Consider the following 14,818-nt stretch of genomic DNA (forward strand, 5'->3'; position numbering starts at 1 on the left):
CGGACCGATTGCGTTCCCCAACTGCTTCAACAGCGATCAATCTTGCCGTTCAAATGATGGGCAGCAATATCATCGGAAACAAGCTAATCGAGGCTGTCGCAGGGTTTGCTGCCGCCCACGCGCGAGTTGAGCTGTGGGCAGGGAGTCATCAGCCGCCGTTGACGCTCGGGCAAAGGTTCGCCGTTGGGCGAACCACTTCCGATGCGTTGAGAATCGTCTACGACTCCTGGATTACATATGAGCGGGCATATAATTCGGTAGATGGGAGGGTTCTTCAGGTGGAGCAGGAGGCAAGCGCTCTCATTCTTGCGATTCGGGAGGCTACTGCCATCCTTGCGCGTATACGGAACGAAGGAATTGGGTGACTCGAGGCGTCGCTCTCGCGTGACCAATTTGTGCGGTGACCGCGTTGGGCGAGGTCAACGGTGGCGAACGCCCTGAACTGTTTACGAGTGCTGGATTGAATATGAGCTGGCACGCAACTCGGCAGGCGGGAGGATCTTTTGGGCGGACGATGAGGTGAGTTCCTCGGCTTTGGCCTGCTCCCGCTGCGCGAGGGTGTACCGCTTCGGGTCGTAGCGCTCGTTGGCCACATAGCCGGCGGCGTCTCCGTTGGGGTGGCCGGTCTCCACTTCCCGGATGTGCCGCAGCCACGCCAGAGCGCGCTCCCGGGCCGCGGCGGGGGCGGTCTCGAACAGGCCCCACTGCGGCGCCGCGTCCACCACCCGGTTCTGCCCGGGACCGGCCAGAGCGAAGGAGGGGTCCGACTGCGAACAGGTACCCGGACAGCACCACCAGGTCCTGCTCGCCCTCGGCCGCCAGATGGACCCGCTGCCCGGACAGCGCCACCACCTGCCACCTGACGTCCCGGAAGTCGACGTGCCTGCCGACCCCCACCACCGGTCGTCCGCTCTGCCGTGCCACCTTGCTCACCGCTCCTCGCCCTTCACCCCGCGCGAACCCGCACCGCCGACGCCCCGCGCCGACGGCTCGTCTCCCGCACCGTCATCCGCACCCGGCTCGTCATCCAGGTCCGGGCCGTCCCCGAGCGGCCCCACCAACGCACCACCGACGCCGCACTCCACTGCCCGGCGGTTGCCGCCCTGCCCGGACCCGGAGACCCTGTGCCCGGCGGGAACACCGGCCGGCCCGACGGAGACCCGCTCGTGCAGGGGTCTGGCCAACGACACACTCAGCCAGCCGTGCCACAGGGCGTGAAAGAGCGCGGGCAGAAACCTCGACCGGGCTCCCGACCGCCGTAGCCCCCTCGATCAGGGGCCTCGGTCGCGCGAACGCCGCCAGCACCGCAGCCATCAGCCCGGCCGGGCCCCGATTACGCGGGTGCCGGTAGCCGGCCAGCCACTTCAGGTTCGCCGCCAGCACCGGCTCCAACGGCTCCAGCCGCCGGTAGCGCCAGCCGATCTCCTCACACGCCGCCGCCACCACGGCACCCGCCCGCTGCGCCCGCTCGCCGCCCGCCTCTGCGTGGCTGGGGCAGTCGGCCAGCAGGGCGGTGCCATCCGCGTACCGGGCGAACAGCTGCGGCACCCACGACCGCACCCGGCCCCGCCCATCGCGCCACACCAGCCGCACCGGCCGTCCCGCCAGCCCGGTCACCTGCGGGTCCCGGTCCAGCACAGTCAGCCGGGTCCGCATCGCGTTCGACCCGGCAACCACGTGCCGCCCGGTGGTCGCCGACCACCACAGCCCCGGCCCCCACCTGCGCCCAGGCGGTACCGGGAACGCCGAGACCGGGTCCAGGTCCTCGAACGCCACCGTCACGCAGGCGTCCTCCCACCGCTGACGCACCTCCTGACCGACCGGATCGAGGAACACTGCCTCGAACCCCGCCCGCCCATCCACATCCGCCGATCCACCCGACCCGGCCCAGCCGTCCACGCCGCTCACGGTTCTCAGCCAACCCGCCACACACGCCCGCACGGACGGCTTTCCCCGTTCCCGCCCCACCCCGCGACCAGGTGCGGTAGAGACGCTCCACGCCCACCCGCGTTCTCACCCGGACCCACACCCCACCGACCGAGCCCAAGCCCGGTACACCCCACACCAGTGCTGCTCCACACCTGGCCTGCACCCCGGACCCGCCGAGGCACCCCCGTCAACCCGCCGAACCCTCTACCGCACCGTCCCACCACCGGCCCCGAGCACCTCGGCGAGCGCGTCCGGCGACAGCCCCGCCCACGCGGCCACGTCCTCGACCCGCACTCCGGCCTCCACCGCCGCCTCCGAGACCTCCCGCACCGCCTCCTGCAACTGGCCCACCGCGTACCCCAACCCCCGCAACAACCGCTCGGCGGCCTGCGCGCTGCTGCCCCGCTGCGCCCCGCGCAGCTGGACCAGCTGCTCCTCGGCGCTCTCCAACAACCCGCTGATCAGCATCCGCCGCTCCGGCTCCACCACCGAGCGCCATACCGTCCCCGACCCCGGCAGTCTCGCTTCCTTCGTCAGCGCCCGCAGCTGCGCCGCCATGCTCGGCGGCTGGAGCTCACGGCGTACCCACCACAGATCGTCCCGGTGACCGGGCGGCACGGCCACGCCGCGGCGCCGACGGATCACCGCACCCATCCACGCGGTCAGCGGCCCGCCGAAGTCGACCGCGGCCAGCGCCCCCAGCCACCCGCGCCCCACCCGCTCACCCAGCCGCCGACAGAACGCCCCGTCTGCCGGCAGCGCCCGGGGCCGCCCGGCCCCGCTGTCCCGCCACACCAGCTCGGCCATCACCGGATCCAGCAACGCCCCCGCGACCTCCACCACCTCCGGGAAGATGGCAGCGTCCCTGGCCACCGCCCGCCACCGCCAGAAATCCCCGCCTGCGTCCCCGCCCGCCAGGGCGTGCAGCCGCGCCGGCCACACCCGCTCCTGCGGCCACTCCAAGGCCTGCTCCCACCACCGGCACACCACCGCGTACGCCACCGCGAACACCTCCCCGGGCCCCACCCCCGCCCGCACTGCACGCCTCGCCACCCGCGCCCACCGCCGCCGAGCCCCCACCACCTCGGGCAGGCCGCGCACGTCCAGGTACTCCACGTCCTGGCCGAGGTCGGCGTCCGCGTCCAGCAGCCACCGCCCGTGCCGCACGCACACCCGCTCCCACCGCTGCGCGTACCGCACCACCCGCACCGGCGCCCCGGTCCGCCGCGCCGCGCACGACCGGCACCCGAATGTCACCGGCCCCACCACCGCACCGCCCACCCGCCATGCTGCCTGCGGCCCGTTCCCGCCCGCCCGTGAGGTCAGCTTCTCGTCGTCCAACCCCCACGCAGGCAGCGCCCACCCCAGCACCTCTTCGCCGACCCCGCACAAGCCGGCCAGCACCCGCCGCCCCGCCGCATCCAGCAGCACCTCGGCGTCCGCCCGCAGCGCTCCGCTTGTCAGTCTTCTCTCTAGTGTCCTGCGCCAGGAATTCGTTCAAGATATGAGGCGAGTCGTTCGAGGATCTCGTCGGCGGTCCTGGTCCAGGCGAAGGGCCGGGGGTTCTCGTTCCAGGTCTTGATCCAGTCCCGGATGTCCTTCTCCAGCGCGCGGACCGATGAGGTTTGAGGGGGGTGTAGTTGAGGTGTGGGGTGGTGTGTGGGCTGGGGTTTTGTGGGTGGGGTGAGAACGGGTGTGTGGGGGTTGGTGGGTGTGGGTGGTGGTTGTGAGCTGGGAGTATCGCGGGTTTGGTGAGTGTGGTGGCCGGTGTTGAGGGGTGTGGAGTGTCCTAAAGGCTGCTTCCACGTTTTGGCTGGTCAGGGCTGTTTTGCCTGGTCAGGTGGGGTGTCGTGGGGGCTGTCCGGGGGCCCGCTGGTGGGCTGTTCTCATTGATCTCGGGGTGTTCTCGGCTCATCTCGGGTACGGGGGCGATGGCGCGGGGCCGGTGTTCTCGCTGTTTCTGAGGGTTTCTCAGCCGGTTTCGGTGGCTGGTGTCCCTGCCTTCATCGGGTCCGTCCGCGGGGGCGGGGTGTGGGGTGGGTTTCGGCGAGGTGGTCCAGGCGCACCGCATCGAGGGTGGTTCTGGTGATGCGTTCGGTGCCGTCGAGGATCGCGGTGAGGGCGGCTTCGCGGATGAGGCGGGCGAGGCTGCCGATACGCCCGGCGGTGCGTTGGTGGAGGTAGGGGGCGTGGCGGGACAGGGTGCCGGGCCGGTGCCGCCGGAGGTCGAGGGCTGTTTCCATGTCGGTGACGAGGTCGGTGAAGGGGCGTCGGGTGCCGAGGCGGGCGGGTAGGGCGCCGGTTTCGACGAGGCTGGCGCGGGCGGCGAGTTGAGCGCCGCGGACCCCGCTGAACAGGGGTGTGGTGGTGACGTCGATGCCGGCGTAGACGAAGGTCGCGCCGATCTGTTCGGTGAGGTCTTTCAACAGGTCGGCGGCTTCGGCGCCGGTGGTGGTGCGGGGGTTGAGGCGGTGGATCTCGTCGATCAGGACCAGGCGCACGCCGGCGGTGTTGTAGGTGTGGCAGACGGCCTGCATGAGTTGGGCCTGGGTGGTGCGTGTGGTGGTCGGGATGCCGAGGTAGCGGGCGAAGCCCGCGGTGAGGGTTTTCGCGCTGGCCCCCGGCGGGACGAGGACGTACGCCACCGGCACGGCCGGTGGCCCGTTCCCGGGTGGGGCGGGGTGGTGGCGGGTGTGGGCGAGGTGGCAGGTGCGGCCGACTTCGAGCAGGGCGGTGGTCTTCCCGGTGGCGGCGGGCCCGGTGAGGATCAGGCTGGGACGGGCGGTGGTGCGCTGGTGGCGTCCGAGCAGCATCAGACGCCGCACACTGAGCGCGAGGGTATCGATGGCGGGGGTGCGGACGGTGACGAACGCGGAGTGGTAGGCCAGGCGCTCCTCGATGCTGCGTTCCGGCTCCCCGGGCCTGGGTGGTGCGGGGGCGGGGGTGGTGGCGAAGGTCTGGAAGCCGTGCCAGGTGTCGACCGCGTACGGCTCCACCGGCCCCGTCGTGGTGTCGGTGGTGTTCGTGCCGGTGCTGTTCACCGCTGGGGCCCCGTTCCTCCGGTGTCCGATGATGCCGGAGCGTGCCGGTACCCGCTGCACGGGCTCTGACCGGGCGCAGCGCGCCCGGGGGCTCCGGGGAGTTCCCGGTGGCGCGGCCTGCAGCGCCGCAGCGCCCCGGCACGGCCGTGCTGCGCCCGACTTCGGCATGCCGTGGCCGCTGCCGATGCAGCGCGGGGGAGATGGTGGCCGCCTGTTGCGGGGGTGTGGCGGTTGTTCACCATCGGTCGGCTTCCTGGTGGGCGTTCCACAGGCCGAGGCCGGTGTAGGGCGGTGCGGGGGAGCGGCCGTCGTTGCCTTCGTCGGCCCAGCCGTCGCCGTCGTTCTCGTCGTCGGGCCACCCGCTGGTGTCGGGTTCGGCGTCCAGCTCGTCCAGGCTCTCGGTGTCTTCCCGGCCGCTCGTGTCCGCGTCTGGCCGCTTTGGTGCGCCGGCGCGGTCTTCCCGCCCCGGCAGCCGCGCTGTGCTGTCGCCCGTGTCGGTGGGGTGGGGGATGCGGGCGGGCATGGCGCGGGTGAGGAGGGCTTGTTCGGCGCGGGTGGCGTGTCCGGCGCTGCTGCGGCGTTGGAGGTCGTCGAGGGCCTGGGCGAGGTCGGCTTCGTGCTGGTCGTGGTCTGCGCGGCGTAGGGCGGTGGCGCGGATGTGTTGCCAGGTGCGGTCGTCGAAGGGCTGGTGGACGTGGTCGCGGTGGATCCAGGGGATCTCGACCAGGTCGTCGCGGTCGGGCAGGCGGATCCAGATCTGGCGCAGGTCGTGGGGGTTGTGGTGGACCTCCCACCGGCCGCCGCGGGCGGTGGTGGGGGAGGGCCGGCCGCGGTGGGGGCCGAGGAGGTCGTGGTCGTAGGTGCGCTGCTCGAGGCGGATGCCGTGGTCGCTGATGGTGAGCCAGCGCACGGGCAGCAGTTCCAGGTAGTCCCGCCCGGTCAGCGGGACCGGCACGTATCCGCAGACGGCGGTCAGCGCGCCCCACATCTCATTCGGTGTCAGCCGTGTCTTGGGCAGCACGGGGTGGCGCAGCCCGTTGTGGGGGCGGTGGTGCCAGTGGACGAGCCATTCGTCGAGGAGGTCCTGCAACTGGTCGACGCTGTAGCAGGCGTGCTGTTCGACGTCGCGGCCGCGCTCTGTGACGTTGGAGCCGGTGTAGCCGGGCAGGTGCTGCCACAGCAGGGTGTTGAGGGAGCCGAAGGTGCGCTCCACGATGCCCTTCGCGGTCGGGGCGCGCGGCGGGGCGGGCTGCACGCTGATGCCGAGGGTCTGGCAGGCGGCGGTGAACGTCTCGGAGAGGTAGATCTTGCCGCGGTCGACGACGATCGTCTCCGGCACCGCCACCGGCCGTGCCGCGGCGCCTTCGAGGCGCTCGTCGGCCGCCAGCAGTTCCTCCCGGTGGGGGATGGAGGAGCGGTCGAAGCGCAGGATGTTCGGCCAGGTGGGTCGGGCGGGGTGGGGTACGGCCATTTCCGCCAGCAGCAGCGAGGCGTCGACGGCTTTGGTGCTGTGCGGGCGCAGGACGGCGGCCAGGATGGCGCGGGTGGCCACATCGACGGCGATCGTCAGCTCGGGCCGGCCCAGGGTGCCGTCGTCGAAGACCGCGAGGACGTCCAGGCGCGTGGTGTCGATCTGCACCTGCTCGCCCGGGCGCAGCGCCACGGTCGGGGTGAACGCCCGCCCCTCCCGCGGCCCGGGAACGCCGTCTCCGCGGCCGTGGATGTCCTCGCGCGGGTCGGTGAGGGCGGCCACGAGCCGGTAGAAGGTGGCCTGGGAGCACATCGCCACCGCGTCCCCGTGCCGCTCGGCCAGAATCCTGGCCGCGACGGGGAACAGGGCCTTGACGGTGCCCTTGGAGCGTCCGCGTCGGCGCCGGATCGCCTCCTTGACCGCGGCCACGACCCGCTCGTCTGTGCGCCCCGCAGGCATCGGCCCGCGGGTGGTGCGGTGGTCGACCAGCCCCCACAGGCCCTGCTTGCGGTAGTCCAGCCGCATCTTCTGCACCGTGGAGCGGGAGACCTTCCCGAAGCCGAGCGCGGTGAGCTCCTCGGCCTTGGCCTGCTCCCGCTCGGCGAGGGTGTACCGCTTCGGGTCGTAGCGCTCGTGCACCACATAGCCCGCGCCGGCCCCGTCCGGGTGCCCGGTCTCGACCTCGCGGATGTGCCGGCGCCACGCGAGCGCCCGTTCCCTGGCCGCCGCCGGGGCGGTCTCGAACAGGCCCCACTGCGGCGCCGCCTCCGCCTTCCCGCCGGCCTCGGGGCCGATGAGGGCGAACGTGGGGTCGGCGAACAGGCGCCCGGCCAGCACCACTTCCTCCCCCTCGTCGGCAACCAGGTGGACGCGCTGTCCCGCCAGGCCGACGACCTGCCAGCGCAATCCCCGGAAGCGGACCTGCCCGCCGACCGCCAGCACCGGACGCCCGCCACGCCGTCGTGCCGCCGCGCTCACACCCCACCCCCGCCACAATCGCCGGCCACCCCGGCTGTCCCCATCCCGCTGCTTCCTGCCATGGCTTGTACGGATCCCGGGCCGACGAGGACGCCCTGGTGCAGCGGGCGTTCCAACGACACACTCAGCCGGCCGTGCCACAGGGTGTGGAAGACGGCGGGTAGAACCGTCATCGGGGGGCCGAGCGCCTGAACGCCTTCCAGGAGCGGCCTCGGCCGCGCGAACGCCTCCAGCAGCGCGTCCACGACCCCGGGGCGGCCCTGGTAGCGGGGATGGCGGTAGCCGGCCAGCCACCTCAGGTTCGCCGCGAACACCGCATCCAGCGGCTCCAGGCGCCGGTAGTGCCAGCCGACCAGGTCGCACGCCGCCCGGGCCGCCTGCGCGCCGCGCAGCGCCCGCTCACCGCCCGCCTCCGCATGCCCCGGGCAGTCGGCCAGCAGGGCGGTGCCGTCCGTGTACCGGGCGAACAGCTGCGGCACCCATGAGCGCACCGAGCCCCCACGGTCGCGCCACACCAGCCGCACCGGCCGCCCTGCCAGCCCTGTCACCTGCGGGTCGCGGTCCAGGACCATCAGCTGGGCGCGCATCGCGTTCGACCCGGCGACCACATGCCGCCCGGTGGTCGCCGACCACCACAGCCCCGGCCCCCACCGCCTCCCGGGCGGCACCGGGAACGCGGACACCGGCGCCAGCTCCTCGAACGCCACCGCCACGCAGGCGTCCTCCCACCGCTGCCGCACCTCCTGGCCGACCGGATCGAGGAACACCGCCTCGAACCCCGCCCGCCCATCCACATCCACCGGGCCCGCAGACCCACCCGCCCCGGCCCAACCGTTCACGCTGCTCACGGTTCTCAGCCAACTCGCCACACACGCCCACGCGGACGGCTTTCCCCGTTCCCGCCCCACCCCGTGACCTGGTGCGGTAGAGCGCCCCACACGCACCCGCGTTCTCACCCGGGCCCATACCCCACCACCGAGCCCAAGCCCGGCGCCGTCCTACACAACGCCGGCCTGCCCCGGCCCGACGACCCGCCAGACCCCTTCTATCGCACCGCCCGGCCACCATCCCCGAGCACCTCGGCGAGCGCATCCGGGGACAGCCCCGCCCACGCGGCGACGTCCTCGACCCGCACTCCGGCCTCCAATGCCGCCCCCACCGTCTCCCGCACCGCCTGCTGCAGCCGGTCGATGCCGCAACCCAGGCCCTTCAGCAGCCGCTCCGCCGCCTCCGCACTGCTGCCCCGCTGCGCCCCACGCAGCTGGATCAGCTGCTCCTCCGCGTCGTCCAGCAAGTTACCGATCAGCGCGCGCCGCTCAGGCGCCACCGCCGAGCGCCACACCGTCCCCGAACCCGGCAGCCTCGCTTCCTTCGTCAGCGCCCGCAGCTGCGCCGCCATGCTCGGCGGCTGGAGCTCACGGCGCACCCACCACGGCCCATCCTGGTGACCGGGCGGCACGGCCACGCCGCGGCGCCGGCGGATCACCGCTCCCATCCAGGCGATCAGCGGCCCGCCGAAGTCGACCGCGGCCAGCGGCCCCAGCCACCCGCGTCCCACCCGCTCACCCAGCCGCCGGCAGAACGCCCCGTCCGCCGGCAATGCCCGAGGCCGCCCGGCCCCACTGTCCCGCCAGACCAACTCGGCCATCACCGGATCCAGCAGCGCCCGCACGACCTCCACCACTTCCGGGAAGACCGCCGCGTCCCGCGCCACCGCCCGCCACCGCCAGAAGTCCCCGCTCGCGTCCCCGCCCGCCAAGGTGTGCAGCCGCGCGGGCCACACCCGCTCGTCCGGCCACTCCAACGCCAGATCCCACCACCGGCACACCACCGCCCACGCCACCGCGAACACCTCCCCAGGCCCCACCCCCGCCCGCACCGCACGCCTCGCCACCCGCACCCACCGCCGCTGCGCCGCGGCCATCTCGGGCAGGCCGCTCATGTCAAGGAACTCCAGCGGCTGGTCCGCGTCCGCGTCCAGCAGCCACCGCCCGTGCCGTACGCACACACGCTCCCACCGTTGCGCGTACCGCATAGCCCGTACCGGCGCCCCGGTCCGCCGGGCCGCGCACAACCGGCACCCGAACGCCACCGGCCCCGCCACCGCACCGCCCACCCGCCATGCTGCCTGCGGCCCGTTCCCGCCCGCCCGTGCGGTCAGCCTCTCGTCGTCCAACCCCCACGCCGGCAGCGCCCGCCCCAGCACCTCTTCGCCGACCCCACACAACCTTGCCAGCACTTGTCGCCCCGCCGCATCCAGCAACACCTCGGCGTCCGCCCGCAGCGCACCGCTCTCGTGCCGCAGACGGTGGCCGCGCCACTGCCAATGCGTCAGCAGAGCTGCTTCGTCCAGGCCGTAGCGGGCAGCGACCCGGCCAAGAAAAGAGAAGGCCGTCTCCCCAGCGAGAGGGGACATGCAGAAGATCCCGGAAGCCATGACCCCAGCCTCGCGAAGAGCCGCAAGTCATGACGGCAAGTCCCTCTTTTTCCCTTTCGAGGCCGGTGACGAGCCGCTCCCGTCAACGGATGGCTTCGTGCTGCCTCAATCCGGCGAATGTGCGTCGAAATGTGCGATCCGAAAGTGACTTTCACGATAGGGTGGGTGGTGTGGAGGTGAGGTTGTGACTGACGACCTGTTCGCGTCGATCGACGCGCTGCTGGCCCGGCCGCGTCCGGTGGACGACCTGCCGGTCCCGGCCGAGCGGGAGCGGCTGCGCAAGGTCGGCGAGTACACGCAGGAGGAGCTGGCCGCGGCGCTGAAGACGCGGCGGGAGACGATCGTGCGGTGGGAGGCCGGGACGACGGAGCCGCGCCCGCCCAAGCGCGAGGTCTACATCCGGTTCCTCGCGACGCTCGCGCTCCAGCACGGCACGGTGGAGCCCACCGAGTGGCTGTGCCGCGCGCAGGCCGCCGGCCTCGTGCGCGCCGACAGCGCCGCCGCGCCCGCGCCGGCCCCGGGGGCCGCCGCCGCGCCCACGGTCCCGCAGCCGGCTCCGGCTGCCTCCGCTGCTGCTCCGCCTGTCCCGGCGGTACCGACGGCGTTCGGTGGCGGGGACCAGACGGTGGTGGAGCTGGACCGGACGGCGGCCGGGGAGCTGATCGCCGGGCCGCCCGCCCCCTGTGTGCGGTGTGGCCGTGCGACGCCTTACCGCGCACAGGGCAGTCCGATGCACATGGGCGGCTGGTGCACCCCCGCAGCGTCGGCGCCGGCCGCCGCGCCCGCCCTGACCGAGGATGCCGCGCCCGCCCCGGCCGTGGCCCGGCAGGCCCGGTTGGAGCCGGCCGGAGCGTCGGCGGCCGCGCTGGAGGCGCTCGCCCAGCACCCGAACGTCGCCGCCCCGGCCACGCCGACCGCCCCCGCAGCCAGCCCGGCGGCGCCGCGCCGTGCGGCCTCGTCACATCCGGCAGCCTCGTCGCGGGCCCGGAAGACGGCGGCGAAGAGGCCGGCCGCCAAGGCTGAGGGCCCGGCGGACTGGGAGGCGGCGGCCGCGCGGTTCCCGGCCGGCCCGCTCGCGGTGCTGGACGTCGCCCCGGCCGGACGCGGGCTGGTGGCCTACCTCGCCGACGGCACCCCCGCGCCGACCGCGCCAGTGGGCCGTACGCTGGCGGCCGTGGTCGAGTGGGCGCTGGAGTCGCGCCTGGGCTCGCCCAGGTTGCACCGGCACGGCCGGGACGGTGATGCCTTGGTCGTCCTCACCGACGCCGCCATGGCCGAGCTGGGCCTCCCGGCGATGGGCCGCGACGAGAAGAAGGAGTTCGTGCAGCGCCTGGGCGCGCTGCCGAAGACCCACAAGGCCGTGAAGGCGCTGGAGAAGGCGGGCTGGCTGCTCACCCGGCGCGGCCTCGGCCCGTGGGCGCGGATCTACCGCACCCCGGAGGACGGCAAGCGGGTCTGCGTGCAGCTGTGCATCCCCGGCTGGGGCGCCCTCGCGTCCGGCGGCTGGCAGATCCCCGACGGCCTGGACGCGCCCGGCCTGGCCCGCCTGCTCGGCACCTACGCGAAGCGCGTCCTCACCCCCCGCGGCTCCACCGCCGTGACGGGCCTCGAACTCGTCACCGCGCTGCGCCCGCCCACCCGCGCGGTGCGCACCGAGGCCGGCTGGGCGTCCGGTGCGGTGGAGGGCTCCCGCCCGAAGGAGGCGTTCGATCCGGCGCCGCCGGAGGTCCCGGACGTCCACCCGCTCGCCCAGGACCGCGAGCCAGGGGAGGAGCTGGTCACCGAGGCGTGGGACTGGTTCCGCGAGCTCACCGACGACGAGAAGAAGACGGCGCTGTACGCGGTCGGCCTGGACGTGAACACGGCCTTCCTCGCGGCCGCCGGTCGCCTGACGCTGCCGCTGTCCGGGCCGGTGCACGAGCTCAACCCCGCCTTCGACAAGGCGGTGCCCGGCTCCTGGCTGGTCGACCTCTCCCACGTCGACACCGACCCGCTCCTGCCCTCGCCGTTCACCGCCGACGGCTCCCGCCCGACCGGCCCCGCCTGGTACAGCACGGTGAAGGTCGCCTACGCCATCGAGCTCGGCGCCACGGTGCAGCCGACCGAGGGCTGGCTGCGCCACGAGCACGGCCCGTACCTGGACCCGTGGCACAAGCACCTGCGCCAGGCGTACCTGGACACGATGGCCGCCCTCGGCATCCCGGGCGACCTCGCCGGCACCGACCCGCTCGCGTTCCTCGACGCCATGGCGAACCTCAAGGCGACCGGCGACCCGGCGGAGCTGGCGGTCCTCACCGCGATCAAGCAGACCGCCAAGGGCACCGTGGGGAAGTTCAGGGAGCGCCCGCGCGGGCACGGCTACAAGCCCGGCGAGCGCTGGCCGGCGCTGGACCGGCCGACCTGGGACCCGCTGATGCGCGCCCTGGTCATCGACACCGCCACCGTCAACCTCCACCGCAAGCTGCGCCGCATGTACGCCGACACCGGCCTGCACGCCTTCGCCGTCCTGTCCGACTGCGCCGTCTTCGCCTCGTCCGGCCCCGGTGCCCTCGACATCCTCACCAAGCCCGACGGAACCCTCACCACCTCGCTGCGCCTCGGCGTCAGCCCCGGGATGGTCAAGTTCGAGGGCTCCCGGCCGATGCCGGAGATCGCCGAACTCATCGCCGACGACGCGAACCCGGCCCGGCACATCAAGACCGGCGGCCAGGTGTCCGCCGACGAATAGCGGGCCCCGTCCGGCCCGCCGGCACCCGCCCGGCGGGCCGCCCACCCCACCACCGTACGAACGCGAGCCGTCCCGGCCGGGGCGGGGAAGGACCTGATGCCCCGTGGGGGAGATCGACGAGGGCTTGGAGCGCGCCGAGCGCACCCGCCCCATCCCGGTGCACCTGAACACCCGGGTGAAGTTCCTGTGGGAGAAGGTCGCCAAGGAGGACACCGCTCAGCTTGCCCAGGCCGCCGGCGTCTCGGTGCGCACCGCGCAGCGCTGGGTGCACGCCCTCAAGGCGGTTGCCGAGGGCGAGCTGAAGGGCGACATTCCGATGGCCAAGGCGAACGCGGCCAAGGTCGAGCGCGCGGTGCGGGCGGCCTGGCAGCCGCGGGTGAAGCAGCGGGTGCGGCGCGACGCGGAGAAGAACGGCTTCACCCTGCACGTGCAGGCCGCGTTCGGCTTCAGCGCGGCGGCCGCCTCCACCGACGACCCCCGCCAGCGCGCGATCACGCAGAAGATGCCCGGCGAGGTTGCCCAGGCCCTCTACGCCGCCCGGGACGCCGGAGCCGACCGGGCCGCCCAGGAACAGATCCTGGCCGACGCCCTCGGCGAGCACTACTTCCGCCAGGGCGGCCGCGCCCGGCGCCTGGACGTCGAGCTGAACGACATCGCGTGGATGGACCTGGAGCTGTAGACCGGCCCCGGCACCCCTCGTGTCGCCGCGTCCGCTCGATGTCCGGACCTGGCGTAGCTCGGTCAGGAGTGGGCCAGGGCGTCGGCCCGCAGGAAGTCGAACAGGGCCCTCACCTCGGTCTCGTCGTCACCGTTGTCGGTGAAGGAGAGCAGGGCCTGGAGGACGGCACGGGCGAGGTAGCCGACCGCCTGCGCACCGGATCCGGTGCTGCGGGCCCAGCCGTGCAGGAATCCGGCGGCGAGTTCGGCCTGGTGGCCGCTGAGGGTGCCGTTGAACACCTCGATGGCCTCCTGCTGCTCGGCCTCGGGCAGAGCGCGGATACCGGTGACGGTCAGCAGCGTGTTCTCCAGCATCAGGGTGCCGTACCCGGCGACCAGCACCGCGAGCGGCTGCTCGCCGGGCACGTCCCGGGCCAGCGCGGCCAAGGCGTCGTCGTTGCGACCCAAGCGGCTTCGAGTGCGGCGACAGCGCGAAGGGTCTGGTCCGGCGTCATAAGGAGAAGGCCATGGACGGCACCGTAGCCGCCCCGGAGCCAGCCCCGGGCGGAAACCAACCGCCAAGCCCGCAAACGAATGGCGACCCGAGCCCACCACCACCCCGGGACCGTCCCGACCCGGTTCGCACCGCTGCGCCCTACAACCGCAACGCCCTGCAACGCGCTCGCGAGCCGGCCGAGGATGGCCCGACACCCGACGCTGTCCCTGGTGACGGGTACCTCGCAGGTGGCGGGATCGGGGCCCCGGGCATGTCGCTACTGCGGGCAGGTGTCGAGCACCTCGCTCAGCGACGTCTTCAAGGGGACTGTGGCGGGCAGGTCGTATTGCTGCTCCAGCAGCGTCAGGGCCTGCCTTGCGGTCTTCCTTACGTCCTCGTCGTCGTGCTGCTCCATGGCTCGGATGAGGGTGAGGCTTTCGGGTTCCTCTGGCCACAGCAACGCGAGCAGCTTGATCACGTGGACCCGGATATCGGCCGGGTAGATGTTCTTTGCGTGCTCGCACACGACAGGCCATGCCGTGTCTGGGAAGTTTGCTGCGAGTACGCGCAGCGCGGTGCTGCGGACGTCCGGGGCGGTGTCGGTGTCGGTGGCGGCGGTCAGGACGGCCTGGTGGGTGTCCGGGTGGTCCGGCCACCGCTCCCCGAGCACGTGCAGGGCGGTGTCACGGACGTTCGGGTCGGTGTCGGTGGCGGCGGTCAGGACGGTTTGGTGGGTGTCCGGGTGGTCCGGCCACTGTGTTGCGAGTACGCGCAGGGCGGTGTTGCGGGCGTTTGGGGTGGTGTCGGTGGTGGCGGTCAGGACGGTTTGGTGGGTGTCCGGGTGGTCCGGCCACCGCTCCCCGAGTACGCGCAGGGCGGTGTTGCGGACGTAGGTGGTGTCGGTGTCGGTGGCGGCGGTCAGGACGGCCTGGTGGGTGTCCGGGTGGTCCGGCCACCGCTCCCCGAGTACGCGCAGGGCGGTGTCACGGACGTTCGGGTCGGTGTCGGTGGCGGCGGTCAGGACGGTTTGGTGGGTGTCCGGGTGGTCCGGCCACCGCTCCCCGAGCACGTGCAAGGCGGT

At 73.2% G+C, this 14,818-nt stretch carries 11 protein-coding genes and 1 pseudogene; 2 read left to right on the top strand and 10 right to left on the bottom strand.

Going from position 1 to position 14,818, the window contains the following annotated elements:
- Positions 1-446 precede the first annotated feature (446 nt).
- The 8 genes and pseudogenes from ACFU74_RS14065 to ACFU74_RS14100 all read right to left on the bottom strand — a co-directional run bounded on the left by ACFU74_RS14065 (position 447) and on the right by ACFU74_RS14100 (position 9,856).
- A complete protein-coding gene (locus tag ACFU74_RS14065) occupies positions 447-722 on the bottom strand; it encodes a hypothetical protein (RefSeq protein ID WP_380756110.1) in 276 nt (91 codons plus the stop codon).
- A gap of 301 nt (positions 723-1,023) precedes the next feature.
- On the bottom strand, positions 1,024-1,968 hold the full coding sequence (locus ACFU74_RS14070) for a TnsA-like heteromeric transposase endonuclease subunit (RefSeq protein WP_380756112.1): 945 nt from the start codon (positions 1,966-1,968) through the stop codon (positions 1,024-1,026).
- A 165-nt stretch (positions 1,969-2,133) separates the two neighbouring features.
- A complete protein-coding gene (locus ACFU74_RS14075; protein WP_380756114.1) occupies positions 2,134-3,129 on the bottom strand; it encodes a DNA-binding protein in 996 nt (331 codons plus the stop codon).
- A gap of 272 nt (positions 3,130-3,401) precedes the next feature.
- Positions 3,402-3,548 (bottom strand): annotated as a pseudogene (locus tag ACFU74_RS14080) (IS630 family transposase); the annotation flags it as partial.
- A 384-nt stretch (positions 3,549-3,932) separates the two neighbouring features.
- Entirely contained in the window at positions 3,933-4,925 is a 993-nt protein-coding gene (locus ACFU74_RS14085) for a TniB family NTP-binding protein (protein WP_380756150.1), read from the bottom strand.
- Positions 4,926-5,205: 280 nt separating this feature from the next.
- Positions 5,206-7,419, bottom strand: coding sequence for a transposase (locus ACFU74_RS14090; protein ID WP_380756116.1), 2,214 nt, complete (start codon positions 7,417-7,419; stop codon positions 5,206-5,208).
- Positions 7,416-8,186: a TnsA-like heteromeric transposase endonuclease subunit gene (locus ACFU74_RS14095; RefSeq protein WP_380756118.1), complete on the bottom strand. Its 771-nt coding sequence runs from the start codon at positions 8,184-8,186 to the stop codon at positions 7,416-7,418. The genes ACFU74_RS14090 and ACFU74_RS14095 overlap by 4 nt, the downstream gene beginning before the upstream one ends.
- 278 nt (positions 8,187-8,464) lie before the next feature.
- Positions 8,465-9,856, bottom strand: coding sequence for a DNA-binding protein (locus ACFU74_RS14100; protein WP_380756120.1), 1,392 nt, complete (start codon positions 9,854-9,856; stop codon positions 8,465-8,467).
- Between the two features lie 184 nt (positions 9,857-10,040).
- Between ACFU74_RS14100 and tap the strand changes: the two genes are divergently transcribed.
- Both tap and tpg read left to right on the top strand, forming a co-directional pair.
- Positions 10,041-12,584: a telomere-associated protein Tap gene (tap, locus tag ACFU74_RS14105; protein WP_380756122.1), complete on the top strand. Its 2,544-nt coding sequence runs from the start codon at positions 10,041-10,043 to the stop codon at positions 12,582-12,584.
- 103 nt (positions 12,585-12,687) lie between these two features.
- Entirely contained in the window at positions 12,688-13,263 is a 576-nt protein-coding gene (gene tpg / locus ACFU74_RS14110; RefSeq protein ID WP_380756124.1) for a telomere-protecting terminal protein Tpg, read from the top strand.
- Between the two features lie 62 nt (positions 13,264-13,325).
- Here the strand turns inward: tpg and ACFU74_RS14115 are convergent, their stop codons facing one another.
- The gene (locus ACFU74_RS14115; protein ID WP_380756126.1) at positions 13,326-13,709 is read right to left on the bottom strand and encodes a hypothetical protein; all 384 of its coding nucleotides are present in this window, start codon (positions 13,707-13,709) and stop codon (positions 13,326-13,328) included.
- A gap of 305 nt (positions 13,710-14,014) precedes the next feature.
- On the bottom strand, positions 14,015-14,818 hold an 804-nt coding region (locus ACFU74_RS14120), incomplete at its 5' end, for a HEAT repeat domain-containing protein (protein WP_380756128.1).

The sequence above is a fragment of the Kitasatospora sp. NPDC057500 genome (genome assembly GCF_042802195.1).
GTDB lineage: Bacteria > Actinomycetota > Actinomycetes > Streptomycetales > Streptomycetaceae > Kitasatospora.

Bases quoted from the DNA above. Each gene is read 5' to 3' on its own strand.
- ACFU74_RS14100 (WP_380756120.1), bottom strand. From the start codon at position 9,856: ATGGCTTCCGGGATCTTCTGCATGTCCCCTCTCGCTGGGGAGACGGCC.